Below are 25,188 nucleotides of genomic sequence, written 5' to 3' on the forward strand. Positions count from 1 at the left end.
CTGAATGCTCCGCGATCCGCGCCTCGCCAGAATTTCCGCGCGTTTCGCGTGTCTTGGGTTGTGCGTCGTCCTTTCCGCCTGTGAGCCGGGCATCCTGAACCCCGCCGGGCCGATCGCGGCGGGTGAGCGCAGCATCTTCCTCAATGCGCTGGCGGTGATGCTGGCCATCGTCGTGCCGGTCATCATCCTCGCCTTCGCCTTTGGCTGGTGGTTCCGCGCGAGCAACACGCGCGCCAGGCATTTGCCCGATTGGGCCTATTCGGGGCGGCTGGAGCTGCTGGTGTGGTCGATCCCGGCGCTCGCCATCATGTTCCTGGGCGGTATCGCCTGGATCGGCAGCCATGATCTCGATCCGCCCAAGCCGATCGCGTCCAAGGCCAGGACGATGACAATCGAGGTCGTCGCGACCGACTGGAAATGGCTGTTTATCTATCCCGAACAGGGGATCGCGACGATCAACCGGCTGGTCGTGCCGGTCGGCACGCCGGTCAAGTTCCGCATCACCTCGGCAGGCGTGATGAACAGCTTCTTCGTGCCGCGGCTGGGCAGCCAGATCTACGCCATGTCGGGAATGGACTCGACGCTGAACCTGCGCGCCGACAAGGTCGGGCGCTATCGCGGGCTGTCGGCGCATTATAGCGGGGAGGGCTTTGCCGATATGGATTTCTTCGTCGATGCGGTGCCGCAAGCGAGCTTTGACCGCTTCGTCGCGACCGCGCGGGGAGGGCAGGGCAAGACGCTCGACTGGGCCGAGTTCGTTGCGATGGCGCATCCCAGCCGCAATGTCCGCCCCGCCAGCTATCCCCGGCTCCAGCCCGGCCTGTACGACCAGATCGTCATGAAGAATGGCGCGCCCGAGGGTGAGAAAGCCAAGGACGGACGCGAGCAATGAGCCTGACCGGCAAGCTCGGCTGGGACTCGATCCCGTTCCACGAACCGCTGCCTTTGGTGTCGGCGGGCGTGATCGGTCTGGTGCTGCTGGGCGTCTTCATCTGGACGTGGCGGCGGGGGCATCTGCCCTACATCTGGAGCGAGTGGATCACGAGCGTCGATCACAAGCGGATCGGCGTCATGTACTGCCTGCTGGCGGGCGTCATGCTGCTGCGCGGCTTTTCCGACGCGCTGCTGATGCGGTCGCAACAGGCGATCGCCTATGGCAATGAAGGCTATCTGCCGCCCGACCATTACGACCAGATCTTCTCGGCGCATGGCACGATCATGATCTTCTTCGTGGCGATGCCGTTCATGATCGGGCTGATGAATTTCGTCGTGCCGTTGCAGCTCGGCGTGCGCGACGTGGCGTTTCCGACGCTCAACTCGGTCAGCTTCTGGCTGACCGCCAGCGGCGCGCTGCTCATCAATATGAGCCTGGTCATCGGCGAGTTCGCCAAGACCGGCTGGCTGGTCTATCCGCCCTTGTCCGAGCTGCGCTTCTCGCCCGGTGTGGGTGTCGATTATTACCTCTGGGCATTGCAGATATCCGGCATGGGGACACTGCTCTCGGGCGTGAACCTGGTCACGACCATCCTGAAGATGCGCGCGCCGGGTATGGGTTACAGCCGGATGCCGATGTTCACCTGGACATCGCTGGCCTCCAACCTGCTGATCGTCGCGGCTTTTCCGGTGCTGACCGCCGTGCTGGCGATGCTGATCCTCGACCGCTATCTCGGCTTCCACTTCTTCACGCCGGAAGCGGGCGGCAACCAGATGATGTTCGTGAACCTCATCTGGGCCTGGGGCCACCCGGAAGTCTATATCCTGATCCTGCCCGCCTTCGGCGTGTTTTCCGAGATCATCTCGACCTTCTCGTCCAAGCCTTTGTTCGGTTATCGATCGATGGTGATCGCGACCATGGTGATCTGCATCCTGTCCTTCATGGTATGGCTGCACCATTTCTTCACCATGGGGGCGGGCGCCGATGTGAACGGTTTCTTCGGCATCACGACGATGATCATCGCGGTGCCGACGGGGGTGAAGGTCTTCAACTGGCTGTTCACCATGTATGGCGGGCGCATCCGTTATACGTCGATGATGCTGTGGTCGATCGGGTTCATCGTGACCTTCGTGATCGGCGGCATGACCGGCGTGATGCTGGCGGTGCCCCCGGCCGACTTCGTGCTGCACAACTCGCTGTTCCTGGTCGCGCATTTCCATAACGTCATCATCGGCGGGGTGCTGTTCGGCGCCTTTGCGGGCTTCACCTTCTGGTTTCCCAAGATGTTCGGTTTCACACTGGACGAGACCTGGGGCAAGCGGGCCTTCTGGTTGTGGCTGAGCGGTTTCTATCTCGCCTTCATGCCGCTCTATGTGCTCGGCCTGATGGGCATGACCCGGCGGATGCAGCATTATGACGTGCCCGGCTGGCATCCGTGGCTGATCGCGGCGGGCCTGGGCGCGCTGCTGATCGCCGCTGGCATCGCGTGCCAGGTCATGATGCTTTATGTTTCGATCAAGACGCGTAAAGACCGGGTCGACGAAAGCGGCGACCCTTGGGACGGGCGCACGCTGGAGTGGATCACCACCTCGCCGCCGCCCGCCTTCAACTTCGCGGTGCTGCCCGATGTGAAGGGCGAGGAAGCCTATTGGGGCATCAAGGCGAAGGCGCGCGAGAACCGCGCCCTGTCCGATCGCCCCGATTACGAGCCGATCGAGATGCCGCGGAATTCGCCGACCGGAATCGTCGCCGCCTTCTTCGCCACCGCCATGGGCTTTGCGCTGATCTGGCATATCTGGTGGCTGGTCGGCCTGGGTTTCTTCGGGGCCTGGGGGACGTTCATCGTCTTCGCATGGCGGGACAAGGCCGAGTATGAGATCCCGGTCGAGGAGGTCGAACGGCTGGACCAGGCGCGTCGCCGCAGCAAGGCGACCCTGCTGGACTTGCCGGAAGAGGCGCTGTCATGAGCCAGACCGCGCAGACGCACGATCCCAACAAGCTGGGCCGTACCGCCGAGCCCAACCCGGATGGCCCTGCGCCCAAGCGGGTGGTGGTGTCCTATGGCTTCTGGATCTTCCTGCTGTCGGACTTCATCCTGTTCGCCTGCTTCTTTGCCGGTTACGCGGTGCTGAAGGATGCGACGGCGGGCGGTCCCTCGGGCAAGGACCTGTTCGAACTGAAGCTGGTCGAGGCGGAGACGGTGCTGCTGCTGCTGTCCAGCTTCGCCTGCGGTCTGGCGGGGATCGGCACGCTGGCGCGTGACATGCGCTGGTTCCAGATCGCGATGGCGGCGACGGGGCTGCTCGGCGCGGGCTTCCTGGCGCTGGAGGCCTATGAGTTTCTCCACCTGATCGGCGAGGGGGCGGGGCCGGGGCGCAGCGCGTTCCTGTCGGCCTTCTTCGCGCTGGTCGGGTGCCACGGGCTCCATGTGCTGCTCGGTCTGCTCTGGCTGACGACGATGATGGCGCAGGCCTGGGCCAAGGGGTTCCGCGAAGACATATTGCGCCGCATCCTGTGCTTCAGCCTGTTCTGGCACGCGCTCGACATCATCTGGGTGGCGCTGTTCACCATGGTCTATCTGATGGGAGTGCGGGGATGAGCCAGCGGCCCGACGAGGAAATGGCCCGCGACGAAACCGCGCCGGGCGTCGAGAGCGAGAAGGACTCGGTCGTCGGCGGCATCCGCAGCTATGCGATCGGGCTGGTCGCGGCGGCGATCCTGACGGCGGCGTCCTTCGCGCTGGTCCAGTTCGATATCGTCTGGGGGCCAGCCGTGCCCGCTGCCCTCGTCGCGCTGGCGATCGGGCAGATGGGGGTGCATCTGGTGTTCTTCCTCCACATCACCACCGGGCCGGACAATAGTAACAATGTGCTGGCGCTGCTGTTCGGCATATTGATCGTGGCGCTGGTCCTGCTGGGCTCGATCTGGATCATGGGGCATCTGAACCACAATCTGATGGGGCCGATGGCGACGCCTTAGGAGCAGTCGATACGTCCCATTCCTCCCCTGGAAGGGGAGGAATAGAAAGGCCTCAGCTTTCCAGCACTCGCCCCCGGATGGCGGAGACGCCGTGCGCGCGGTCGAAGCGCAGGATTAGGCTCTCGTCGCCGACAGGGACGTGCAGGGTAAAGCCGTTACCGTTGTCCCAGTCCTCGGGCGTCATCGGGCCACCGGACAGCTTGCGCCATTCGGCCCCGGCCAGCCAGTTGGTCCAGTCGATCGGGGTTTCCCGGCGAAGGGCGGCGAGCTGCGCGACAAAATCCTCCAGCGCCTCGTCGCGGGTTTGCCAGTCGAGCCACGTCGTCTCATTGTCCTGGGCATAGCCGTTGTTGTTGCCCTGCTGGCTGCGGCCGAATTCGTCGCCTGCGGTCAGCATCGGCGTGCCGCGTGACAGGAACAGCGTCGCCAGCATCGCGCGGACCGAAGCCTCACGCGCGGCGCGGATGGCGGCATCGTCGGTCGGCCCTTCCTGCCCATGGTTCCATGACACCTCGTCGCCATGCCCGTCGCGATTGTCCTCGCCATTGGCGTGGTTGTGGCGCGCGGCATAGGTGGTCAGGTCGGCGAGAGTGAAGCCGTCATGCGCCGCGACGAAATTGACCGAGCGGCTGGCGGGGCCGGTAAAGACATCCGCCGACCCCGCGATCCGCGTCGCCAGATCGCCGCTGCGCCCGTCGCCGCGCCAGAAGCGGCGCACCTGGTCGCGATATTGGTCATTCCACTCGAGCCAATGCTCGGGGAAGTGGCCGAGCTGGTAGCCGCCGGGGCCGATGTCCCAGGGTTCGGCGATCATGACGCGGGGCGACAGGATCGGATCGGCGGCGATCTCGGCGAAGATGGGGGCATGGGCATCGAAGCCCGGCCCACGCGCCAGCACCGGCGCCAGGTCGAAACGGAAGCCGTCCACCCCGGCTCGCGCGAAATGGCGAAGCGTGTCGAGGATCATCGCGCGGACGCTCGGGCGGCTGGCATCGAGCATGTTGCCGGTGCCCGCATCGTTGATGAGCGTACCGTTGGCCGTGCGCGCATAGGCATCCGGGTCCAGGCCCCGGAAGGACAGGGTGCCGCCCTGTACGTCGCTCTCGCCCATATGATTGAACACCAGGTCGAGGATGATGCCGATGCCCGCCTCGCGCAGCGCCGCGATCGTGGCGACCAGTTCGGCGACGCCGCCCGGCACCCGCTCCGGGCAGAGCGCCATCGGCACGACCGGGTTGTAACCCCAGGCATTGCGCAGGCCGAGCGGCGGCAGATGCCGCTCGTCGATCGCGGCGGTGATCGGCATGAGTTCGACGGCCGCCACGCCCAGCTTGCGGAGGTGATCGAGCACGGCGGGATGGGTGAGTGCCGCCAAGGTGCCGCGCCGTTCGGGCGGTATGGCGGGATGGCGCATGGTGAAGCCGCGCACATTGAGTTCGTAGATCAGCCTGCCCGGCCGGAACAGCGGCGGGGCGGGGGTGGTGGTCAGCGGGGCGACGACACGGGCGCGGGGGACGATGTCGGCGGTGTCCTCGCCGAAAATGCCCAGGCGTGGCGACTGGACGAAGGGGCGGTCGATTTCGAGCGCGTGAGGGTCGACCAGCAGCTTGGCGGGGTCGAACCACAGGTTGCGGGCGGGGTCGTAACGCCCATGCGCGCGATAGCCGTAGAGAGGGGCGGGGCCTGGAACGGTGGCCGTCCACCTATCGCCGTTGCGGGACATGGCGATGCGGCGTTCGGTGGGGCCGTCGAACAGGCAAAGCTCCACCTGCTCGGCGGTCGAGCGCACGGCGAAGCGGGTGCCGCCGGGGATGGGTGTCGCGCCGAGGGGATAGGGCTGATTCGTCATGGCTGCGACCATCTCAAATCCTCCCCTGCAAGGGGAGGGGGACCAGCGAAGCATGGTGGAGGGGCGTCCCCGCTGGCCGTGACACCCCTCCGTCAGCGCTTCGCGCTGCCACCTCCCCTTGCAGGGGAGGAATAGGAAGTCCTTACGTCACCACATCGGGTTCGGTGCGGCCGGTATGCTGGGTGATCCCGGCGATCTCGTCCGCCGCCGCGATGATGTCCGCCAGCATCTCGGGCGTTTCGCGGTCGAGCTGGTCGGCCGAATAGCGCTCCAGATACACGCGCAGCGTTGCGCCGCTGGTGCCGGTGCCCGACAGGCGGAACACGACACGGCTGCCACCCTCGAACAGCACCCGGATGCCCTGGTTGCGGCTGACCGACTGGTCGGTGGGGTCGGTATAGGCGAAATCGTCCGCGGTCTCGACCGTCAGCCCGGCAAACGTCTGCCCCGGCAGCGTCGCCAGCTTGCCCCGCAGGTCGGCCATCAGCGCATCGGCGCGCTCGCTCTCGACGCCCTCATAATCGTGGCGCGCATAATAATTGCGGCCATAGGTCGCCCAGTGATCGCGGGCGATCTGGTCGACGGACTTGCCCGAGGCGGCGAGAATATTGAGCCAGAGCAGCACCGCCCACAGCCCGTCCTTCTCGCGCACATGGTCCGAGCCGGTCCCGGCGCTCTCCTCGCCGCAGATGGTCGCCATCCCCGCATCCAGCAGATTGCCGAAGAACTTCCACCCCGTAGGCGTCTCGTAAGCGGGAATGCCCAGCTTTTCGGCGACGCGGTCGGCGGCGGCGCTGGTCGGCATGGAACGCGCGATGCCCTTCAGGCCACCGGCATAGGCGGGCGCGAGATGGGCGTTCGCCGCCAGCATCGCCAGGCTGTCCGACGGCGTGATGAAGCGCCCGCGCCCGATGATGAGGTTGCGGTCGCCGTCCCCGTCCGACGCCGCGCCGAAATCGGGCGCGTCCGGGGCCATCATCCGGTCGTACAGTTCCTTGGCATGGACCAGATTGGGATCGGGGTGATGCCCCCCGAAATCGGGGAGCGGCGTACCGTTCTTCACGGTGCCCTTTGCGAAACCCAGCCGGTTCTCGAGAATCTCGGTCGCATAAGGCCCGGTCACCGCGCTCATCGCGTCGAACGACATGGTGAAACCGCCCTCGACCGCAGCCCGGATTGCGGCGAAGTCGAACAGGCTTTCCATCAGCGCGGCATAGTCGGCAACCGAGTCGATCACCTCGACCGTCATGCCACCGACCATCACCTCGCCCAGCGTATCGAGGTCGATGTCCGCCGCCTCGACGGTCAGCCAGCGGCTGATCGACTTGGTGTTGGCGTGGATCGCGTCCGTGACCTTCTCGGGTGCGGGGCCGCCGTTCGCGATATTGTATTTGATGCCGAAGTCTTCGTCCGGGCCGCCCGGATTATGGCTGGCCGAGAGGACCAGGCCGCCCAGTGCCTTGCGCTGGCGGATCACGTTGCTGGCCGCCGGGGTCGACAGGATACCGCCCTGGCCGACCACGACGCGGGCAAAGCCGTTCGCCGCCGCCATGCGGATCGCGACCTGGATCACCTCCCGGTTTAGGAAGCGGCCGTCGCCGCCGATCACCAGCGTCTGGCCGGTCTTTTCATCGCCCAGCGCGTCGAAGGTCGACTGGATGAAATTCTCGGCATAATTGGGCTGCTGAAAGACGCGGACCTTCTTGCGCAGGCCCGAGGTGCCGGGCTTCTGGTCGAGATAAGGCTCGGTCGCGACGGTCTTGATCATGGGTTCCCCAGCACGGATCGATAGAGTTCGGCATAGTGGCGGCCGCTATGGTGCCAGCTATAATCGGCATTCATGCCATTGACCTGAATGGTCCGCCATTGGTCTTGGTCGGCATAGAGTCTCATTGTGCGACGCAGGACTGCGACAATATTGTCGGTGGTGACAGTGTCGAACTGAAGTCCGGTGGCCACGCCCATGGCCAGCGCCGCCTCATTGGCGTCGATGATCGTATCGGCCAGCCCGCCGGTGCGCGCGACCACGGGGACGCAGGCATAAGCCAGGCCGTAAAGCTGGGTCAGCCCGCACGGCTCGAAGCGCGAGGGTATCAGGATTGCGTCGCAGCCGCCCTGAAGCAGATGCGAGACCGGCTCGTCATAGCCGATCCGCACCGCGACGCGGCCCGGATGGCGCAGCGCGGCGGTGGCGAAGGCGATTTCCAGCGCCGGGTCGCCGGTACCCAGCACCACCAGCCGTCCGCCGAGCGCCACCAGATCGTCGATCACCTCGACCAGCACGTCCATGCCCTTTTGCCAGGTCAGGCGGCTGATGACGGTGAAGATCGGGCTGTCATCCTCGTCCAGCCCGAACGCCTGCTCGACCGCGCGCTTGTTGGCGATGCGATCGTCCAGCGTGTCGACGGTGAAGGGCGCGGGCAGGGCGGCGTCGGCTTCGGGGCTCCAGATGGCGGGATCGATGCCGTTGACGATACCGCTGACGCACTCGGCACGCGCGGCGATCAGGCCCTCCAGCCCCATGCCATATCGGGCGCGGTGGATTTCCTCGGCATAGGTCGGGCTGACCGTGGTGATCGCATCGGCGGTGCGCAGGCCAGCCTTCAGATAGCCGATCTGGCCATAATATTCGACGCCCTCGACGCTCCACGCCTCGGGGGGCAGGCCCAGATCGGGGAAGTGATGCGCCGCGAACGAGCCCTGGAAGGCGATGTTGTGGATGGTGACGATGCTCTTGGCGACCTTGCCGGGGCCGGGGGCATAATGGAGGAAGGCGGGGGCGAGCGCCGCCTGCCAGTCATGCGCGTGGAGCAGGTCGAAATCGTAACCCGGCACCGCGCCCGAGGCTAGGTCGGCCCCGGCCCTCGCCAGCACTGCGAAGCGCCGCCAATTGTCGTGCCAGTCGTTGCCGTCGGTATCGACATAGGGAAGCCCCTCGCGCTCCCAAAGCTGCGGCGCGTCGATCACCAGCAGCCGATGGGTGCCGATCATCGCCTCGCGAAGCCATGCCTCGGTCCCGATGATATGCGGGAAGTGGTGGACGCGCGGCGCGTCCTCGCCGATCGCGCGCATCACCTTGGGGAAACCGGGGATCAGCGTGGTGACGGCGATATCGTGGGGCGCCAGCGCCTCGGGCAGCGCGCCGACGACATCGGCCAGGCCGCCGGTCTTGATGAGCGGAAACGCCTCCGAGGCGACCGACAGGACGGAGAGGGTCATGGGGACTTTCAGTTGGCCAGACGGTCGATCATCGGCTGGGTGATGAGGCAAATACCCTTGTCGGTGCGCCGGAACCGATGCGCGTCGAGCACCGGGTCCTCGCCGACCACCAGGCCGTCGGGGATCTTCACGCCGCGGTCGAGGATCACGCGCCGCAGCTGAGCCCCCCGCCCGATATGGCAGAAGGGCAGGACGACCGCTTCGTTCAGCGAGGCATAGCTGTGGGTGCGCACGCCGGTCGACAGCAGCGAGCGGTTAATGGTCGAACCCGACACGATGCAGTCGCCCGCGACGAGGCTGGCCACCGCCGACCCGCGCCGTCCCTCGACATCATGGACGAACTTGGCCGGCGGCGTGATCTCGGCATAGGTCCAGAGCGGCCAGCTGCGGTCGTACAGGTCGAGCTGCGGCACCACGTCGGTCAGGTCGAGGCTGGCCTCCCAATAGGCGTCGACCGTACCGACGTCGCGCCAATAGGCGCCGGGTTCGTCGTCGGAGCGGACACAGCTGGCGGAGAAGCGGTGCGCCTGTGCTTTGCCATGCTCGACCAGATAGGGGATGATGTCCTTGCCGAAGTCGCGGGCCGAGCCGGGCGTGGCGGCATCGCGGCGCAGCTGCTCGAACAGGAAGGCGGTGCGGAAGACATAGATACCCAGCGACGCCAGCGACACGCCCGGATTGCCGGGAATGGAGGGCGGATCGGCGGGCTTTTCGACGAAATCGACGATGCGGTCGGTTTCGTCGACATGCATCACGCCGAACGCGCTCGCCTCCTCGCGCGACACTTCCAGACAGGCGACGGTGACGTCGGCGCCGCTGTCGACATGCTGCTGGAGCATCAACTCATAGTCCATCTTGTAGACGTGGTCGCCAGCCAAAATGACCATGAATTCGGGCGCATAGCTTTCGATGATGTCGATATTCTGGAACACCGCGTCGGCGGTGCCCTCATACCATTGAAACTCGCTGATCCGCTGGCTGGCGGGCAGGATGTCGAAGCTTTCGTTGCGTTCGTCGCGCAGGAAGTTCCAGCCGCGCTGGAGATGGCGGATCAGCGAATGCGCCTTGTACTGGGTCGCCACGCCGATGCGGCGGATGCCGGAGTTGATGGCGTTGGACAAAGCGAAGTCGATGATCCGCGCCTTGCCGCCGAAATAGACGGCGGGCTTGGCGCGCGTGTCGGTCATTTCCATGAGGCGGCTGCCACGGCCGCCCGCCAGCACATAGGCCATGGCATCGCGCGCCAGCGGTTGTCCGCGCCTCAGGTCCATCGTCCGTCTCCTGTCCGTGTGTTAGTGTCGCAACGCTTGATCGATGCGTTGTTATTCCGGGCAAATTCGATTGCGGGTCAGCCGTCGAAGCGCAGGATGACGGTGGCCAGCGGCGGCAGCGTCACCCAGGCCGCGCCGTCCTTCGCATCCACCCCGCCCATATTGCCGAGGCCCGAGCCCCAATATTGGGTCGCGTCGGAGTTCAGCACCTCGGTCCAGCGGCCGTCCTGCGGCAGCGGCAGGCGATAGGGGGCGCGGGCGACCGGCGTCATGTTGGCGATGACCGCGACCGGCGGCTCGCCGGGGGCCTTGCGCAGCCAGGCGAAGACCGACTGGGCGCTGTCGTCGGCGACCAGCCACTCGAACCCCTCGCGCTCGCAGTCGCGGGCGTGGAGCGCGGGCGTGTCGCGATACAGATGGTTCAGGTCGCGCACGAGCGAGCGGACGCCCTCATGCGCGTGGCTGCACCGAAGATGCCAGTCGAGCGGGCGATCCTCCGACCATTCCTCGCGCTGGGCGAATTCCTGGCCCATGAACAGCAGCTTCTTGCCCGGATAGGCCCACATAAAGGCGTAATAGGCACGCAAATTGGCGAATTTCTGCCAGTCGTCGCCCGCCATCTTGGTCAGCAGGCTGCCCTTGCCATGCACCACCTCGTCATGGCTGAGCGGCAGGACGAAATTCTCGTCAAAGGCGTAATGCAGCCCGAACAGGATCTCGCCATGATGGTGCCGCCGATGCACCGGCTCACGTGCCATATACTGGAGCGTGTCGTGCATGAAGCCCATGTTCCACTTGAACCCGAAGCCCAAGCCTCCGTCATGCGCGGGCGCGGAGACACCCGGCCAGGCGGTGGATTCTTCGGCGACGGTGAAGACGCCGGGATGCTGGCCATAGACTTGCCGGTTGACCTGGCGGAGGAACTCGACCGCTTCCCAATTCTCGCGCCCGCCCTGCTCGTTGGGCACCCACTCGCCGTCCTTGCGGCTATAATCGCGGTAGAGCATCGAGGCGACCGCATCCACGCGCAGTCCGTCGATATGATAGCGCTCGGGCCAGAACAGCGCGTTGTTGACCAGGAAGCTCGCCACCTCGCGCCGTCCGAAATTGTAGATGGCGGTGTTCCAGTCGGGGTGGAAACCCTGGCGCGGGTCCTCATGCTCGTAGAGCGCGGTGCCGTCGAAATGCGCCAGGCCATGCGCGTCGGTGGGGAAGTGCGCGGGCACCCAGTCGAGGATGACGCCCAGGCCCGCGCGGTGCGCGCCGTCGACGAAGCGGGCAAAACCCTCGACATCGCCGAACCGCGCCGACGGGGCGTAGAGGCCGGTCGTCTGATAGCCCCAGCTGGGGTCGTAGGGATGTTCGGAGATGGGCAGGAATTCGATATGGGTAAAGCCCATCTCGACCACATAGGGGATCAGCCGGTCGGCCAGCGCATCCCAGCTGAGATACCAGCCATTCTCGTCGCGGTCCCATGACCCGGCATGCACCTCATAGATGCTGATCGGCACGCGGCGCGGATCGATCTTCGCCCAATGCTCGCGGTGGGGTGCATCCTTCCAGACATGGGCGGGTGGCGCGGTGGTGATCGAGGCGGTCTTGGGGCGAAGCTCGGCGGCGAAGGCAAAGGGGTCGGCCTTCATCGGCTGTTCCGCGCCGTGCGGTCCGGTAATCGCGAATTTGTACGCGCGACCCTCGCCGATATCGGGAATGAAGATTTCCCAGACGCCGACATCCAGGCGGCGGCGCATGACGTGGCGGCCGGGGTCCCAGTCATTGAAGTCGCCGACCACCGCGACCCGCTCGGCATTGGGTGCCCAGACGGCGAAATGGACGCCCGCCACGCCCTGATGCGCGATCAGATGCGCGCCCATCTTGTCGTACAGGCGGAAGTGATTGCCTTCGCCCATCAGGAAATCGTCGAGCGGGCCGAGCACGGGGCCGAAGCTGTAGGGATCGGTGATCCACCATTCCGCGCCATGGCCGCGCGCGCGGTACTTCACCGGCTGGGCCGGGCCGTCGACGGCGCCTTCGAACAGGCCGCGCGAGTCCACGCTCTTCAGGTCCCCCAGCGCCGTGCCGGACAGGTCGAAGGCGGTGACCGCCTCCGCGCCCGGCACCAGCGCCCGCAGGAACGTGCCGCCCGGCCCTTCATGAGGCCCCAGCAACGCGAAGGGATCGGCGTTGCGGCCCTCTATCAGGGCTTCCAAGGCGGCACGGGGTGGCTTCACATCACGTTCCAGATTTCCTCGGCATATTGCCGGATGGTGCGATCGGAGGAGAACCATCCGACTTTCGCGACATTGTGGATGGCCGAGGTCGCCCAACCCGCCTGATCCTGCCAGCGGGCATCGACGCTGCGCTGCGCGGCGGCATAGGCGTCGAAATCGGCGGCGACCATGAACCAGTCGCCGTCATACAGCCCGCCCATGAGGCCGGCATAACGGCCGGGATCGTCGGGCGAGAACACGCCCGAGGCGATGGCGGAGACGGCCTGGCGCAGCTCCGGGCTGCCCTCGATCACCGCACGCGGGTCGTAGCCGTCGCGGCGCTTCTCGGCGACCTCGTCGGCGGTCAGGCCGAAGATGACGATATGCTCGTCGCCGACATGCTCCTTGATCTCGACATTGGCGCCGTCGAGCGTGCCGATGGTCAGCGCGCCGTTCAGCGCGAACTTCATGTTGCCGGTGCCCGATGCCTCCATGCCCGCGGTCGAAATCTGCTCGGACAGGTCGGCGGCGGGAATGATCTTCTCGGCGAGGCTGACATTATAGTTGGGGATGAACCCGACCTTCAGCAGGTGACCGACGCTGGGGTCCGAATTGATCCGGCGGGCGACGTCGTTGGCGAGTTTGATGACCAGCTTGGCGTTGTGATAGCTCGACGCCGCCTTGCCCGCGAACAGCTTGACGCGCGGCGTCCAGTCGCGCTCGGGATGGCTGCGGATCTGGTCGTAGAGCGCCACCGTCTCGATGATGTTGAGCAACTGGCGCTTATATTCGTGGATGCGCTTGATCTGGACGTCGAACAGCGCATCGGGGTCCACCCGAAGTCCACTCGATTCCCGAAGATAATTTGCCAGCCCCACCTTGTTGGAACGTTTGATCGAGAGAAAGCGTTCCCGGAAATTCGCGTCCTGCGCAAATTCCGTGAGCGCTATCAATTTTTCCGCGTCATCCTGGAAACCCGGCCCGATCGCCTCGCGGATCAGCGCGGTCAGTTGCGGATTGCATTGCTGAAGCCAGCGGCGCGGGGTGATGCCGTTGGTCTTGTTGTTGATCCGCGTCGGATACAGGCGATGCAGATCGGCGAAGACCGTCTTCTTCATCAGCTCGGTATGGAGTGCGGCGACGCCGTTGACGCTGTGGCTGCCCGCAAAGGCCAGGTTCGCCATGCGCACCCGCCGTTCGCCGCCCTCGTCGATCAGGCTGATCGCGGCGATGGCGCGGTCGTCCATCCCCTCGACCGCGCGGGCTTCGCGCAGCAGCTTGGCGTTGATCGCATAGATCAACTGCATGTGACGCGGCAGCAACCGCTCGAACAGGTGCAGCGGCCAGCTTTCCAACGCCTCGGGCAGCAGGGTGTGGTTGGTATAGCCGAAGGTACGGCGGGTGATCTCCCACGCTTCCTCGAAACCCAGGTCGTGATGATCGACCAGCAGGCGCATCAGCTCGGCGACCGACACCGCCGGATGGGTGTCGTTCAGCTGGATCGCCGCCTTGTCGGGCAGGGTGCGGATGTCGTGGAAATACTGGATATGCCGCCGGACGATGTCCTGAAGCGAGGCGGAGGAGAAGAAATATTCCTGCCGCAGCCGCAATTCCTGGCCCGCAGGCGAGCTGTCGGACGGATAGAGGACGCGGACCAGCGTTTCCGCCGCCAGCTGCCCCGCGAGTGCGCCGGTATAGTCGCCCGCATTGAACCGATCGAGGCGGATGGGGTCGATCGCCTGCGCGGTCCACAGGCGCAGCGTATTGACCCGCTTGCCGCGCCAGCCGACCACGGGGGTGTCGACCGCGATCGCCTCGACCGCCTCGGCGGGTTTCCAGTGGACGGCGCCGGTCTCGGTCCCGATCACCTCGCCGCCGAAGCCGACGAAATAGGCGCTCTCGCGCCGCTCGAACTCCCAGGGATTGCCGTGGCTCAGCCAGGTTTCGGGCAGCTCGACCTGCCAGCCATCGTCGATCCGCTGGCGGAACATGCCGTTCACATAACGGATGCCGTATCCGTAGGCGGGCAGGTCGAGGCTGGCGAGGCTTTCCATGAAGCACGCCGCCAGCCGTCCGAGACCACCATTGCCCAGCGCGGCGTCGGGTTCGATCTCCTCCAGCGCGGTCAGGTCGACGCCCAGGCTCTGGAGCGCGCCCGCCACCTGCGCCATCACGCCCAGATTGGACAAGGCATCGCGCAGCAGCCGCCCGATCAGGAATTCCAGGCTGAGATAGTAGACCCGCTTGGCGCCCGCCGCATGCGCCTCGCGGGTGGAGGCCATCCAGCGTTCGATGATGTCGTTGCGCACGGTCAGGATGGTCGCGGCCAGCCAGTCATGCGGCCGCGCATTGGCGGCATCCTTGCCGATCCGATGCACCAGCGTATCGACGATGGCGTCGGCCAGCGGCCCGGTGTCGTCGACATGCAGGGTGGTGATGGTGGTCGTCATTGATTCGGGCGTCCCTGTCGGTCCAGTCGCGCCCAGCTTAGCCGCGTGAAGGATGAAGTCACGCGGCATTCCTTCGCAATTGCGAAACGGAATCAGCCCGTTGCCAGACCCCATAGCAGCGTCAGGTTAAGCCCGATGATGATCGCCGCGATGATCCAGGCCAGGATGCGCAACCAGACCGGGCTGGCGAACGGGCCCATCATGCCCTTGTCGGCGGTGAAGCGGACCAGCGGCACCACCGCGAAGGGGAGTTGCAGGCTGAGGATCACCTGGCTGAGGACGAGCAGCTTGGTCGCCCCCGCCTGACCGCTCGCGCCGACGACCAGCACGGCGGGCACGATGGCCAGCCCGCGCGTGATGAGCCGCCGCAGCCACGGCGCCAGCCGCAGATCGAGGAAACCCTCCATCACGATCTGTCCGGCGAGCGTCCCCGTAACGGTCGAATTCTGACCCGAGGCGAGCAGCGCGACACCGAACACCACGCTCGCCGCGCCCGCGCCCAGCATCGGGGCGAGCAGGCGATAGGCCTGGTCGATCTCGGCCACGTCCGTCCGCCCGGCGACATGGAAGGTGGCGGCGGCGACGATCAGGATCGCGGCGTTGATGAAGAAGGCGAAGAACAGCGCGACCGTGCTGTCGATCGTCGCCATCCTGATCGCATCGCGCTTGCCATGCTCGGACACGTTGAAGGCGCGGGTCTGCACGACCGAGGAATGGAGGTAGAGATTGTGCGGCATCACCGTCGCGCCCAGGATGCCGATCGCGATGTAGAGCATCGCCGGGTCGGTCACGATCCGCGCCGTCGGAATGAAGCCCGCCATCACCGCGCCCGGATCGGGGCGGGAGGCGATCAGTTCATAGAGGAAACAGCCGCCGATGATCAGCAGGAGCGCGATGATGAACGCCTCGATCTTGCGGAATCCGTAACGCTGGAGCGCCAGGATCAGGAAGACGTCGAAGCCGGTGATCAGTACCCCCCAGACCAGCGGCAGGTCGAACAGCAATTGCAGCGCGATGGCGGTGCCCAGCACCTCGGCCAGGTCGCAGGCGATGATCGCGATCTCGCAGAGCAGCCACAGGATGCGCGAGACGGGCTTGGAGTAAGCCGCCCGGCACGCCTGCGCCAGGTCCAGCCCGGCGGCGATGCCCAGCCGCGCCGACAGCGCCTGCAGGATCATCGCCATGATGTTGGACAGCAGGATGACCGACAACAGCGCATAGCCATAGGCCGATCCGCCCGCGATATCGGTCGCCCAGTTGCCCGGGTCCATATAGCCGACCGCGACCAGATAACCCGGTCCGGCAAAGGCGAACAGCCGCCGCAGGAAGGACGCGCCTTCGGGCACGACGACCGAACGATGGCTTTCGGCAAGCGAGCGGGTGGCGGGCGTGGCTACGGTCATCGACCTTCAGATGTGACGGAGTTTCCGAGAACCGACAACCCGGCAAAGCGTTGCGGGGGAGCAGTTTGGGGGGAGTTATCAATTCCTCCCCTTCCAGGGGAGGAATTAGAGAGAAGACCCCACCACCGCACAGGCCAGCGCCATCAGCAACCCGGCAAAGCGGTTCGACCGGAAGCGATATAGTGCCCCTGCGCCATCGTCGGGCTTCAACGTCATCACCTGCCACCCCAGATGCAGCGCCACCGGCACCAGCGCGGCGACCGCCAGTACGTCCGGCCGCACCAGCCAGATCGCCCCGGCCCAGCACAGCACCGCCACGAGGTAGAACGCCCCCACGCCCGGCTTCACATGCGCGCCCATGCGCAGCGCGGAGGAGCGCACCCCGATCAGTGCGTCGTCTTCCCGGTCCTGCAACGCATAGATGGTGTCATAGCCGATCACCCAGGCGATCGACCCCGCGTAAAGCAGCCAGAGCGGCGCGGAGAGCGCCCCCGCCACTTCCGCCCAGCCGACCAGCGCGGCCCAGCTGAACACCATGCCCAGCCATGCCTGTGGCCACCAGGTGATCCGCTTCATGAAGGGATAGGCCGCGACGGGGGCCAGGCTGGCCACCGCGACGATCGCGGCGAGCGGGCGCAACTGCACCAGCACGACCAGCCCGATCAGGCACAGCGCCACCAGCCAGACCGCCGCCAGCCTCACCGACACCAGTCCCGACGGGATCGGCCGCGCCCGCGTCCGCGCGACCTGCGCGTCCAGGTCGCGGTCGACGATGTCGTTGAACACGCACCCCGCACCCCGCATCGCGATCGAGCCGAGCAGGAACCACAGGACCAGCGGCCAGCGATCGGGCAGCCCGCCCGCCAGCGCGATCGCCCAGACGCCGGGCCAGAAGAGCAGCCACCAGCCGATCGGCCGATCGAACCGGGCGAGCAGCGCCAGCCCGCGCAGCCGGGGCGGCAGCCGCCCGACCAGTCCCTTGTGCTCGCTATCGGGTACGATCTCGATGGTCATGAGAGGTGGCCTATGGGGGTGACCCGTGGCGCGCAAGCCTGTTCGCGGCTATCGTCGTGCATGTGATCCTCCCGCGCGCTTCCGTTTCATGATCGGCCTGTCGGTCGCGGTCGGCCGTTTCGTCGAGGCGCTGTTCTGGGCGATCCTGCGCGTCGCCGGGATGGTCGGCGGCGTGGTCCTGCTCGTGGGTGTCGTGCTGGGCGTGATGTGGTGGCTGATCCGGCGGCGGCGCTAGGCCGACAGCATCGCCAGCTGCGAGCGGATTACATCCAGATTGTGCTGCGCCAGGTGGCTGCCGCGCCCCGCCACGCTGCCTTCCAGCTCGGGGCGCTCGCCGATCGCCAGACAGCGTTGCCAAGCCCCCTCCGCCAGCGGTAGCCAGTGCGCGATCGCCTTCGCCGGATCGGCCATGGCCCGGTCGAGCAGCAGGTCGCCCAGCACGAAGAAGAAGTCCGGCGATGTCGGCCAATGCGGCATTTGCCCGTCGGCCAGCGCCAGCGCCTCGTCCAGCCGCCCGGCCTTTGACAGGGTCGTGATCGCGGTGACGACCAGCTCGTGGCGCCAGTTCGCCTCCGCCGGGGTCAGTGCCAGCGCCTGTGCGAAATGGGCACAGGCCGTGTCCAGGTCATCGCGCATCCGGGCGTCGCGGCCGATCTGGTAATGGAGATATGGATCGTCCGGCTGCTCGGCCAGATCGCGGAGCAACAGGATGTGATTGCGGTTCCTCTTGGGCACGATCTGCGCGGCCAGATAGCCGTCATGCGCGATATGCACGGGCAGGGGAATGCGCGGCAGCGGTGACGCGACCTGCTCGTGCACGCGGCCCTCATAGCGCGCGCCGCGCGGGATCAGCCGGGTGATCCAGCTGCGCGTGGCGGTCTCGCCATCGTCATGCTGGTTATGGATGCATATCCGCCCCAGCCGCGCCGGGCCGTCGCACCATTCGCGCAGGATCTCGCCGCCCGCGACCAGCCATTCATCGGCATCGAGCATCAGCGCCCAGTCGCTGTCGGCCAGATCGAGGAGATGATTGCGCGCGATCGAAAAGCTGTCCGGCCAGGGCAGACGATGGACCTCGGCCCCGGCGGCCTGCGCGATGGCCATGGTGTCGTCGGTCGAACCCGTGTCGAGCACGACGAGGCGATCGACCCAGGGCGCGACGCTCTCCAGGCAGCGCGCGAGGCAGCGCGCCTCGTTTCGGACGATCAGGGTCGCGGCGATCGATACGGGTGGGGACATGATCCGCCTTGAGGCACAGCGATCGTAAAGAACGCCCTAAGGTTTTGATCTCAGGCGGCCAGCGTCGCCAGTTGCGACCGCACGATGTCGAGGCTCTGCTGCGCCAGATAACTGCCGCGTCCGGCGACGCTGCCGTCCAGATCGGGGCGCTCGCCGATCGCGAGACAGCGTTCCCAGGCCGCTTGCGCCAGTGGCAGCCAATGGCCGATCGCCTGGGCGGGCTCGGCCAGCGCCTGATCGAACAATATGTCCCCCAGCACGCAGAAATAGTCGGGCGAGTGCTGCCAATGCGGGAATTCGGCATCGGCCAGCGCCAGCGCTTCGTCGCGCCGCCCCATATAGGCCATCAGCGTCATGGCGCTCGTCACCAGTGGATGCCGCCAGCCGGCTTCGCGCGGCGCGGTCGCCAGCGCGCGTTTCAGATAGTCGCAGGCGGTCGGCAGGTCGCGCCGCGCCTGCGCTTCCATGCCGAACTGGAACATCAGATAGGGATTGTCCGGCTGCTCGGCGAGTTCGCGCTGCAACAGCTGATAGTTGCGGTCGATCTTCCCGGCCTTCTGCGCCGCGAGATAGCCGTCATGGCCGACATGGATCGGGGTAGGGGTGATCGGCAGGGAAGAGACGACCTGTTCGTGGATGCGCCCCTCATAACAGGTGCCGCGCGGCAACAGGCGGGGAATCCAGCTGCGCGTCGGTTGGGCGCTGCCATCCGTTTCGTTCTCGATGCAGACCGACCCCAGCCGCGGCGGCCCGGCGCACCAGCGACGGAGCTGCTCGCCGCCCGCGCTGATCCATTCATCGGCATCGAGCATCAGGTTCCAGTCGGCATCGGCGCAGGCCAGCACATGGTTGCGCGCCTCGGCGAAATCGTCCGGCCAGGGCAAGTGATGAACCTCGGCGCCCGCCGCCTGGGCGATGGCGACGGTCCGGTCAGTCGATCCGGTATCGAGCACCACCATGCGATCCACGAACGGCGCGACGCTTTCCAGGCAGCGCGCCAGGCAGCGTTCCTCGTTGCGGACGATCAGCGTCGCGGCGATACGGGGGGCAGGGGGCAACATCCTGGGCGATCCTCGACGCTGGGGATTTGCGCGCACGCTATCCCCGCCCCCGTGAAGATTTGCCTAATGCCGCCGTAACCCTATCTGGCCAGCCGCCCGTCCTCCAGCGCCGCCATGTCGAACGGGAACAGGATATCCGGGTCGGGCGCTTTCACGTCGTCGGCGATATCGGCGGGGGCGATGTGGTGCAGGATGTGGCGAATGATCGCGATCCGCGCGTCCTTCTTGTCGTCGGCGCGCACGACATGCCAGGGCGCGAAGGGGGTGTGGGTGCGGGTCAGCATCGTGTCGCGCGCCGCCGAATAATCGGCCCATTTGGCCTGCGCCACCTTGTCCATGTCCGACACCTTCAGCGCCTTCAGCGGATCGGTGCGCCGCGCCTCCAGCCGCTCTTCCTGTTCCTTCTTCGAGATGTCGAGCCAGATCTTGACCAGCCTGATGCCGCTTTCGACCAGCATCCGCTCGAAATCGGGGGCGTCGCGCAGGAACGCCTCCTGCTCGGTGGCGGTGGAAAAGCCCATCACCACCTCGACACCCGCACGATTATACCAGCTGCGATTGAAGATCACGATCTCCCCCGCGGCGGGCAGGTGCGTGGCGTAGCGCTGGAAATACCATTGCGTGCGCTCGCGATCGGACGGCTTGGGCAGCGCGACCACGCGGGTGGCACGGACCGAGAGATGCTCGGTGATTCGCTTGATCGTGCCGTCCTTGCCCGCGCCGTCGCGGCCCTCCAGCACGATGACGACGCGCTCGTCCGATCCCGCCATCGCCATCTGGGTGCGGACCAGCGCGAGTTGCAGCGACTCCAGTTCCTCTTGATAATGTTTGCCCATCGTCCGTCCTTTCGCGACAGAAAACACCCGAAGCCGCAAAAGTGGCAAGTGCGGCGCGACCCGTGTAAGCGAAGCCCATGCCCGCTACCCCCGCCTGGCCGCCGCAATCCACCCCCCGCCTGTTCGTCGACCAGCCTTTGGCCGAGGGGCCGATCCGCATCGACGGTCCGGCGGCGCATTATCTGGTGTCGGTGATGCGGACGAAGGTCGGTGATCCGGTCAAGTTGTTCGACGACCGTACCGGCGAATGGCTGGGCGTCGCCGCCTCGGTCGGCAAGCGTGATCTGACGCTGGACGTCACCGAACGGCTCCGCGAGCGGGAGGCGGTGCCCGATCTGTGGCTGTGCGCCGCGCCGCTGAAGAAGGGCCGGGTTGACTGGCTGGCGGAAAAGGCATGCGAGCTGGGCGTGGCAAGGCTGGTCCCCGTGGTCACCCGCCGCACCGTGGTCGACAAGCCCAATACCGAACGCCTGCGCGCCCACATGATAGAAGCCGCCGAGCAATGCGGCCGCACCGCGCTGCCGGAGGTGGCCGAGCCGGTGAAGCTGGCGGCGTTCCTGCGCGACTGGTCGCCGGAACGCGCCCTGTTCTTCGCCGACGAGACCGGCGGTGTCCCTGCGCTGGAGGCGATGCGGGCGCATTCGGGTCCGGCAGCGATCCTGATCGGCCCCGAAGGCGGCTTCGATGCCGAGGAACGCGAGGCGATCCGCGCGCACCCCGCCGCCGTCGGAATCGGCTTGGGTCCCCGCATCCTGCGGGCCGACACGGCGGCAGCGGCGGCGATATCCTTGTGGATGGCGGCGGCGGGTGACTGGCACTGATTCAGCCTATGGCGTGAAGGCTTCCGCCCGCGTAAGGCGCGGTTCATGAGCACCAAGACCGCGAGCACCGCCAAGGGCGCCATCATCGAGTCGCGCGATCAGCTGATCGCCAGTTTCGCGCGCGGCGAAAAACCCAGTGATCGCTGGCGGATAGGCACCGAGCACGAGAAGTTCGTCTATGCGCTGGGCGACCATCACGCGCCGTCCTACGACGAAGCCTCGGGCATTCGCGCGCTGCTGGGCGAGCTGGAGCAATATGGCTGGGAGCCGGTGCTGGAGGGCGGCAACGTCATCGCGATGACCGGCGCGGACGGATCGATCAGCCTGGAGCCTGCGGGCCAGTTCGAGCTTTCGGGCGCGCCGCTCGACAATCTGCACCAGACCTGTGCCGAGACGGGGCGTCACCTGCAACAGGTCAAGGCGGCGGGCGACAAGCTGGGCCTCGGCTTCCTGGGCCTGGGCATGTGGCCGGACAAGACCCGCGCCGAGCTGCCGATCATGCCCAAGGGTCGCTATGCGATCATGCTGCGCCACATGCCGCGCGTCGGCTCGCTGGGCCTCGACATGATGCTGCGGACCTCGACGATCCAGGTGAACCTCGACTACGCGTCGGAAGCCGACATGGTGAAGAAGTTCCGGGTCGGCCTGGCGCTCCAGCCGCTGGCGACCGCCTTGTTCGCCAACTCGCCCTTCACGGAAGGGAAACCCAACGACATGCTGTCCTTCCGCAGCCATATCTGGTCCGACACCGACCCCGCGCGCACCGGCATGCTGCCCTTCGTGTTCGAGGACGGATTCGGCTATGAGCGGTACGCCGACTATGCGCTCGATGTGCCGATGTACTTCGTCTACCGCGACGGGAAATATATCGACGCGGCGGGGCTGTCGTTCCGCGACTTCCTGAAGGGTGAGCTGTCGGTGCTGCCGGGCGAGCTGCCGACGATCGACGACTGGAACGACCATCTGTCGACCGCCTTCCCCGAGGTGCGGCTGAAGACCTTCCTGGAGATGCGCGGGGCGGACGGCGGCCCGTGGAACCGCATCTGCGCGCTGCCCGCGCTCTGGGTCGGGCTGCTGTACGACAATGGCGCGCTCGATGCGGCATGGGATCTGGTCAAGGGCTGGTCGCTGAACGAGCGGCAGGCGCTGCGCGACTCGGTGCCGGAACTGGCGCTGGATGCGCCGCTGCCGGGTGGCGGGCGCTTGCGCAATATTGCGGGCGAGGTGCTCGACATCGCCCATGCGGGCCTGGCGGCGCGCGGGCGGGTCAACGGAGCCGGGGATAACGAGACCGGCTTCCTCGACCCGCTGCGCGAGATCGTCCGCTCGGGCAAGGTGCCCGCGCAGGTGCTGCTCGACCGCTATCATGGCGAATGGGGCGGGGATATCTCGCGGGTCTATGGGGAAGCGAGTTTCTGAGGTTCAAGCGTGGGCTTCGACTTCGCTCAGCCTGAACGGAGGTTTAAGCCCTTCATCCGTTCAGCCTGAGCGAAGTCGAAGGCCAAGGGACTAACCCCGCCCCAATACCCAACGGAAGAATCGCGGCACCAACCCGTACCGCTGCATCCAGTCATAATAGTCGCGATACGCCGGATCGGCCGACAGATGCCGCTCCTCGGTCCGCGCGCGCCAGTAGTAAATCCCGCTGACCACCCCCAGCAGCAACGTACTCCGCGCCGCATCCACCCAGGTGCCGGTCGACAGGATCGGGATCGTCGCGATCCACCAGAAGATGTTCTTCGACAGATAGGCCGGGTGCCGTGATACCGCATAAGGCCCATGGGTCAGAATTCCCCGGTGCGTCAGATTGGAAAAGCGGATGCCGAACGCCACCGTCGACCAGGCATAGATGGCGGTCAGCCCGACCAGCACCGCTCCGATTGCCGCCAGCACCACCGGATGCCCGGCGAACCAGTAGCTCCACTCGGCGGTCCCCGGCCGGTAATTGAGCGGGCCGTTATCCCCCATCAGGATCGTCGGCGGATAACAGATCAGCGCCGCCGCCCAGGCCGCCGCATACGGATTGGCCGCGCGGATATGCGCATCGAGCGGCCGCATGGTCAGCATATAGCCGATCGTCGCAAAGGCGACGTCGATCAGGAACATCAGGGTGATCAGCCAGTTGGCCAGCGCCACCGGATCGTGCAGCGCGACCGACAGGTCGGTCCGCACGAACATCCCGAACCCGCCGGGCACCACACCCAGCATGAAGGGCAGGAAGAAGGCCTTCACCGCCCAGGATCGTAGATGGGCGTAGATCGCCTCGGGCTCGACGCCCGGCTGCCCGGTCAGCCATGCGCCCAGCATCCAGGCGCCGTCCTTCGGCTCGACCAGCCGCCGGTCGAGCCAGATGACATAGGGTATGGACAGCAGGAACAGCACCGGCGCGATCCAGCCCAGGCACCACATGGCAAAGGCGAAAATCCCCTGCCAATAGAATCGCCCCGTCGCAAAGATCAACGCGATCCCGCCGAATGTCGCCCACAGCCCGGCCAGCTTGGTCAGGCTGATGTCCAGCGTCTCGCGGGCGGGGCGGGGATTGGCCCAGTCGATCCCGGTCGAGGCATGGCGATGCACCTTGTCGACCAGTACCGACCAGAGCAGCATCGGCACCCCCGCACAGACCAGATGCAGCAGCGCCGCATAAGGCCCGTCGAGATGCCGCCACCGCGCATAAGCGATCCAGCCCAGCGAACCCGCCAGCCCGGCCAGCCCGACGCCCCGGCTGACGGCGGAGCGGGGACGCGGCGGGCGCGAGCTATGCGGGGCGGAATCGGCCATGGGATGCGGGCTTTAGCGCAATTCGGTAAGCAAGGCGTTAGGGGGAGATCGCTATTCCTCCCCTGCAAGGGGAGGGGGATCAGCGAAGCTGGTGGAGGGGGATCGCCACATGGGGCTATCTTTGACGAAGCCCCCCTCCGTCAGGGCTGGCGCCCTGCCACCTCCCCGTACCGGGGAGGATCACTCCTCCGCCGTCGCCAGAATGTGCTGGATCTCCTCGGCGGTAATCCCGAATGTGGCCGCCAGCCCCGACAGCGACGCGCCCCGCTTCGACAATTCGCGAATCCGCCCCTCGTCGATCACCGTGGTGTACCCCCGCGTATCGCGCTGCTCGCGCACCACATCCTTGCGGCCCGAGGTACGGTGCCGTTTGGCGGCGGCGGCATGGGGGTCCCTGGCGGCGGCCGCTTCCTCCGCCTCGCGACGGGCGGCGCGTTCGGCTTCGCGGGCCAGCGTCTCGCGCTCACGCAGCGCGGCGCGCGCTTCCATCCGCCCGGCCATCAGCGTGCTTCGCTCCCCCGCCCGCGCCTCGCGCGCCTTGGCTCGTGCGGCGGCGCGCTCTTCCAAACTGTCATTCGTCCGGACGCGCAGTCCGCCGCGCGGTGGCGTAACGCCCCAGCTGTCATCGACCATGTCTTGCCTCAAATTTCGAGGCTGCCGTCTATAACGAGGCGGCCTGCCCCGCCAGAGGGAGCGCGCGTCACCGACGAAACGGGCCGAAACCGGCGGCATTGGCAACCTGCGGGGGATCTGCTTGTTATGGATGCCGATATAGAATGGGAGGAAGGTGATGAACCCGATGCTGGACCCCGATCTCATGGAGTTCATGGACGACGAGTCGCTGCTGCTGGCCTTTGCGATGGCGAGCGGCGAACCCGGCGGCGGCGAAGCCCAGGCGATCCAGGCCGAGATGACCCGCCGCGGCCTGCGCCCGATCGCGGCCATGCCGGGACTGCTCGACGTCGCCCGCACCGACCATCGGAGCGGCCCGCTGCGCCTTTAGATCACCAACGGTGGCCGTCTCCTACCGCCGGATATACCGGAAATACCACATTTTAGGGTCGTATAACCCTGAAAGGTGCAGTTTTCTGGGGTCTATGGCTTGATGCGGACCGATGTAA

Annotated in this window: 21 protein-coding genes; 8 read left to right on the forward strand and 13 right to left on the reverse strand. The window is 66.4% G+C overall.

Going from position 1 to position 25,188, the window contains the following annotated elements:
• The first annotated feature begins 58 nt into the window (after window positions 1-58).
• From cyoA to cyoD, 4 genes are read left to right on the forward strand one after another with little or no spacing between them, the layout of a single operon-like run.
• A complete protein-coding gene (gene cyoA / locus SP5_RS12980; protein ID WP_245613493.1) occupies window positions 59-892 on the forward strand; it encodes a ubiquinol oxidase subunit II in 834 nt (277 codons plus the stop codon).
• Window positions 889-2,901 carry a cytochrome o ubiquinol oxidase subunit I gene (gene cyoB / locus SP5_RS12985; RefSeq protein ID WP_157013725.1) on the forward strand — a complete coding sequence of 671 codons (2,013 nt, stop codon included), beginning with the start codon at window positions 889-891 and terminating at the stop codon, window positions 2,899-2,901. The genes cyoA and cyoB overlap by 4 nt, the downstream gene beginning before the upstream one ends.
• A complete protein-coding gene (locus SP5_RS12990; RefSeq protein ID WP_042489466.1) occupies window positions 2,898-3,533 on the forward strand; it encodes a cytochrome c oxidase subunit 3 in 636 nt (211 codons plus the stop codon). Before cyoB ends, SP5_RS12990 begins: the two co-directional genes overlap by 4 nt.
• Complete coding sequence (gene cyoD / locus SP5_RS12995) at window positions 3,530-3,913, forward strand: cytochrome o ubiquinol oxidase subunit IV (protein ID WP_042489469.1); 384 nt, start codon at window positions 3,530-3,532, stop codon at window positions 3,911-3,913. Before SP5_RS12990 ends, cyoD begins: the two co-directional genes overlap by 4 nt.
• Window positions 3,914-3,965: 52 nt before the next feature.
• Here cyoD and glgX read toward each other — a convergent pair whose 3' ends face one another.
• From glgX to ubiA, 8 genes are all read right to left on the reverse strand, one after another.
• Window positions 3,966-5,762: a glycogen debranching protein GlgX gene (gene glgX / locus SP5_RS13000; RefSeq protein WP_042489639.1), complete on the reverse strand. Its 1,797-nt coding sequence runs from the start codon at window positions 5,760-5,762 to the stop codon at window positions 3,966-3,968.
• 142 nt (window positions 5,763-5,904) lie between these two features.
• Window positions 5,905-7,530, reverse strand: coding sequence for an alpha-D-glucose phosphate-specific phosphoglucomutase (locus SP5_RS13005; protein ID WP_042489472.1), 1,626 nt, complete (start codon window positions 7,528-7,530; stop codon window positions 5,905-5,907).
• Window positions 7,527-8,981: a glycogen synthase GlgA gene (glgA, locus tag SP5_RS13010; protein ID WP_042489473.1), complete on the reverse strand. Its 1,455-nt coding sequence runs from the start codon at window positions 8,979-8,981 to the stop codon at window positions 7,527-7,529. The genes SP5_RS13005 and glgA overlap by 4 nt, the downstream gene beginning before the upstream one ends.
• An 8-nt stretch (window positions 8,982-8,989) precedes the next feature.
• Window positions 8,990-10,252 (reverse strand): glucose-1-phosphate adenylyltransferase, encoded by a 1,263-nt coding sequence (gene glgC, locus SP5_RS13015; RefSeq protein ID WP_042489477.1) that lies wholly within the window; start codon window positions 10,250-10,252, stop codon window positions 8,990-8,992.
• Window positions 10,253-10,329: 77 nt separating this feature from the next.
• Window positions 10,330-12,483 (reverse strand): 1,4-alpha-glucan branching protein GlgB, encoded by a 2,154-nt coding sequence (glgB, locus tag SP5_RS13020; RefSeq protein ID WP_042489479.1) that lies wholly within the window; start codon window positions 12,481-12,483, stop codon window positions 10,330-10,332.
• Window positions 12,480-14,912, reverse strand: a complete 2,433-nt coding sequence (locus SP5_RS13025; RefSeq protein ID WP_084220688.1) for a glycogen/starch/alpha-glucan phosphorylase — start codon at window positions 14,910-14,912, stop codon at window positions 12,480-12,482. Before SP5_RS13025 ends, glgB begins: the two co-directional genes overlap by 4 nt.
• Window positions 14,913-15,004: 92 nt before the next feature.
• Window positions 15,005-16,315, reverse strand: coding sequence for an Nramp family divalent metal transporter (locus SP5_RS13030; protein ID WP_042489482.1), 1,311 nt, complete (start codon window positions 16,313-16,315; stop codon window positions 15,005-15,007).
• A 105-nt stretch (window positions 16,316-16,420) separates the two neighbouring features.
• Complete coding sequence (ubiA, locus tag SP5_RS13035; RefSeq protein WP_042489485.1) at window positions 16,421-17,329, reverse strand: 4-hydroxybenzoate octaprenyltransferase; 909 nt, start codon at window positions 17,327-17,329, stop codon at window positions 16,421-16,423.
• Between the two features lie 25 nt (window positions 17,330-17,354).
• Here ubiA and SP5_RS19255 point away from each other — a divergent pair, with 25 nt between their 5' ends.
• Entirely contained in the window at window positions 17,355-17,564 is a 210-nt protein-coding gene (locus SP5_RS19255; RefSeq protein WP_076710933.1) for a hypothetical protein, read from the forward strand.
• Here the strand turns inward: SP5_RS19255 and SP5_RS13045 are convergent.
• From SP5_RS13045 to ppk2, 3 genes are all read right to left on the reverse strand, one after another.
• Window positions 17,561-18,568 (reverse strand): glycosyltransferase family 2 protein, encoded by a 1,008-nt coding sequence (locus SP5_RS13045; protein WP_245613494.1) that lies wholly within the window; start codon window positions 18,566-18,568, stop codon window positions 17,561-17,563. The two genes, SP5_RS19255 and SP5_RS13045, sit on opposite strands and share 4 nt — an antisense overlap.
• Before the next feature lie 50 nt (window positions 18,569-18,618).
• Entirely contained in the window at window positions 18,619-19,629 is a 1,011-nt protein-coding gene (locus SP5_RS13050) for a glycosyltransferase family 2 protein (RefSeq protein ID WP_174435543.1), read from the reverse strand.
• An 80-nt stretch (window positions 19,630-19,709) separates the two neighbouring features.
• Window positions 19,710-20,465 carry a polyphosphate kinase 2 gene (gene ppk2, locus SP5_RS13055; protein WP_042489492.1) on the reverse strand — a complete coding sequence of 252 codons (756 nt, stop codon included), beginning with the start codon at window positions 20,463-20,465 and terminating at the stop codon, window positions 19,710-19,712.
• Window positions 20,466-20,542: 77 nt separating this feature from the next.
• Here ppk2 and SP5_RS13060 point away from each other — a divergent pair, with 77 nt between their 5' ends.
• Together SP5_RS13060 and SP5_RS13065 are read left to right on the forward strand one after the other, a co-directional pair.
• Window positions 20,543-21,286: a 16S rRNA (uracil(1498)-N(3))-methyltransferase gene (locus SP5_RS13060; RefSeq protein WP_042489495.1), complete on the forward strand. Its 744-nt coding sequence runs from the start codon at window positions 20,543-20,545 to the stop codon at window positions 21,284-21,286.
• Window positions 21,287-21,331: 45 nt separating this feature from the next.
• A complete protein-coding gene (locus SP5_RS13065) occupies window positions 21,332-22,705 on the forward strand; it encodes a glutamate--cysteine ligase (RefSeq protein ID WP_042489498.1) in 1,374 nt (457 codons plus the stop codon).
• A 90-nt stretch (window positions 22,706-22,795) separates the two neighbouring features.
• Here the strand turns inward: SP5_RS13065 and SP5_RS13070 are convergent, their stop codons facing one another.
• Window positions 22,796-24,067, reverse strand: a complete 1,272-nt coding sequence (locus SP5_RS13070) for a methyltransferase family protein (protein ID WP_174435544.1) — start codon at window positions 24,065-24,067, stop codon at window positions 22,796-22,798.
• A gap of 180 nt (window positions 24,068-24,247) precedes the next feature.
• Window positions 24,248-24,700: a hypothetical protein gene (locus SP5_RS13075; protein ID WP_042489501.1), complete on the reverse strand. Its 453-nt coding sequence runs from the start codon at window positions 24,698-24,700 to the stop codon at window positions 24,248-24,250.
• 157 nt (window positions 24,701-24,857) lie between these two features.
• On the opposite strand from SP5_RS13075, the gene SP5_RS13080 reads away from it, so the two are divergent.
• Window positions 24,858-25,070, forward strand: coding sequence for a hypothetical protein (locus SP5_RS13080; protein ID WP_042489504.1), 213 nt, complete (start codon window positions 24,858-24,860; stop codon window positions 25,068-25,070).
• Window positions 25,071-25,188 lie beyond the last annotated feature (118 nt).

The sequence above is a fragment of the Sphingomonas parapaucimobilis NBRC 15100 genome (assembly GCF_000787715.1).
Classification (GTDB): domain Bacteria; phylum Pseudomonadota; class Alphaproteobacteria; order Sphingomonadales; family Sphingomonadaceae; genus Sphingomonas; species Sphingomonas parapaucimobilis.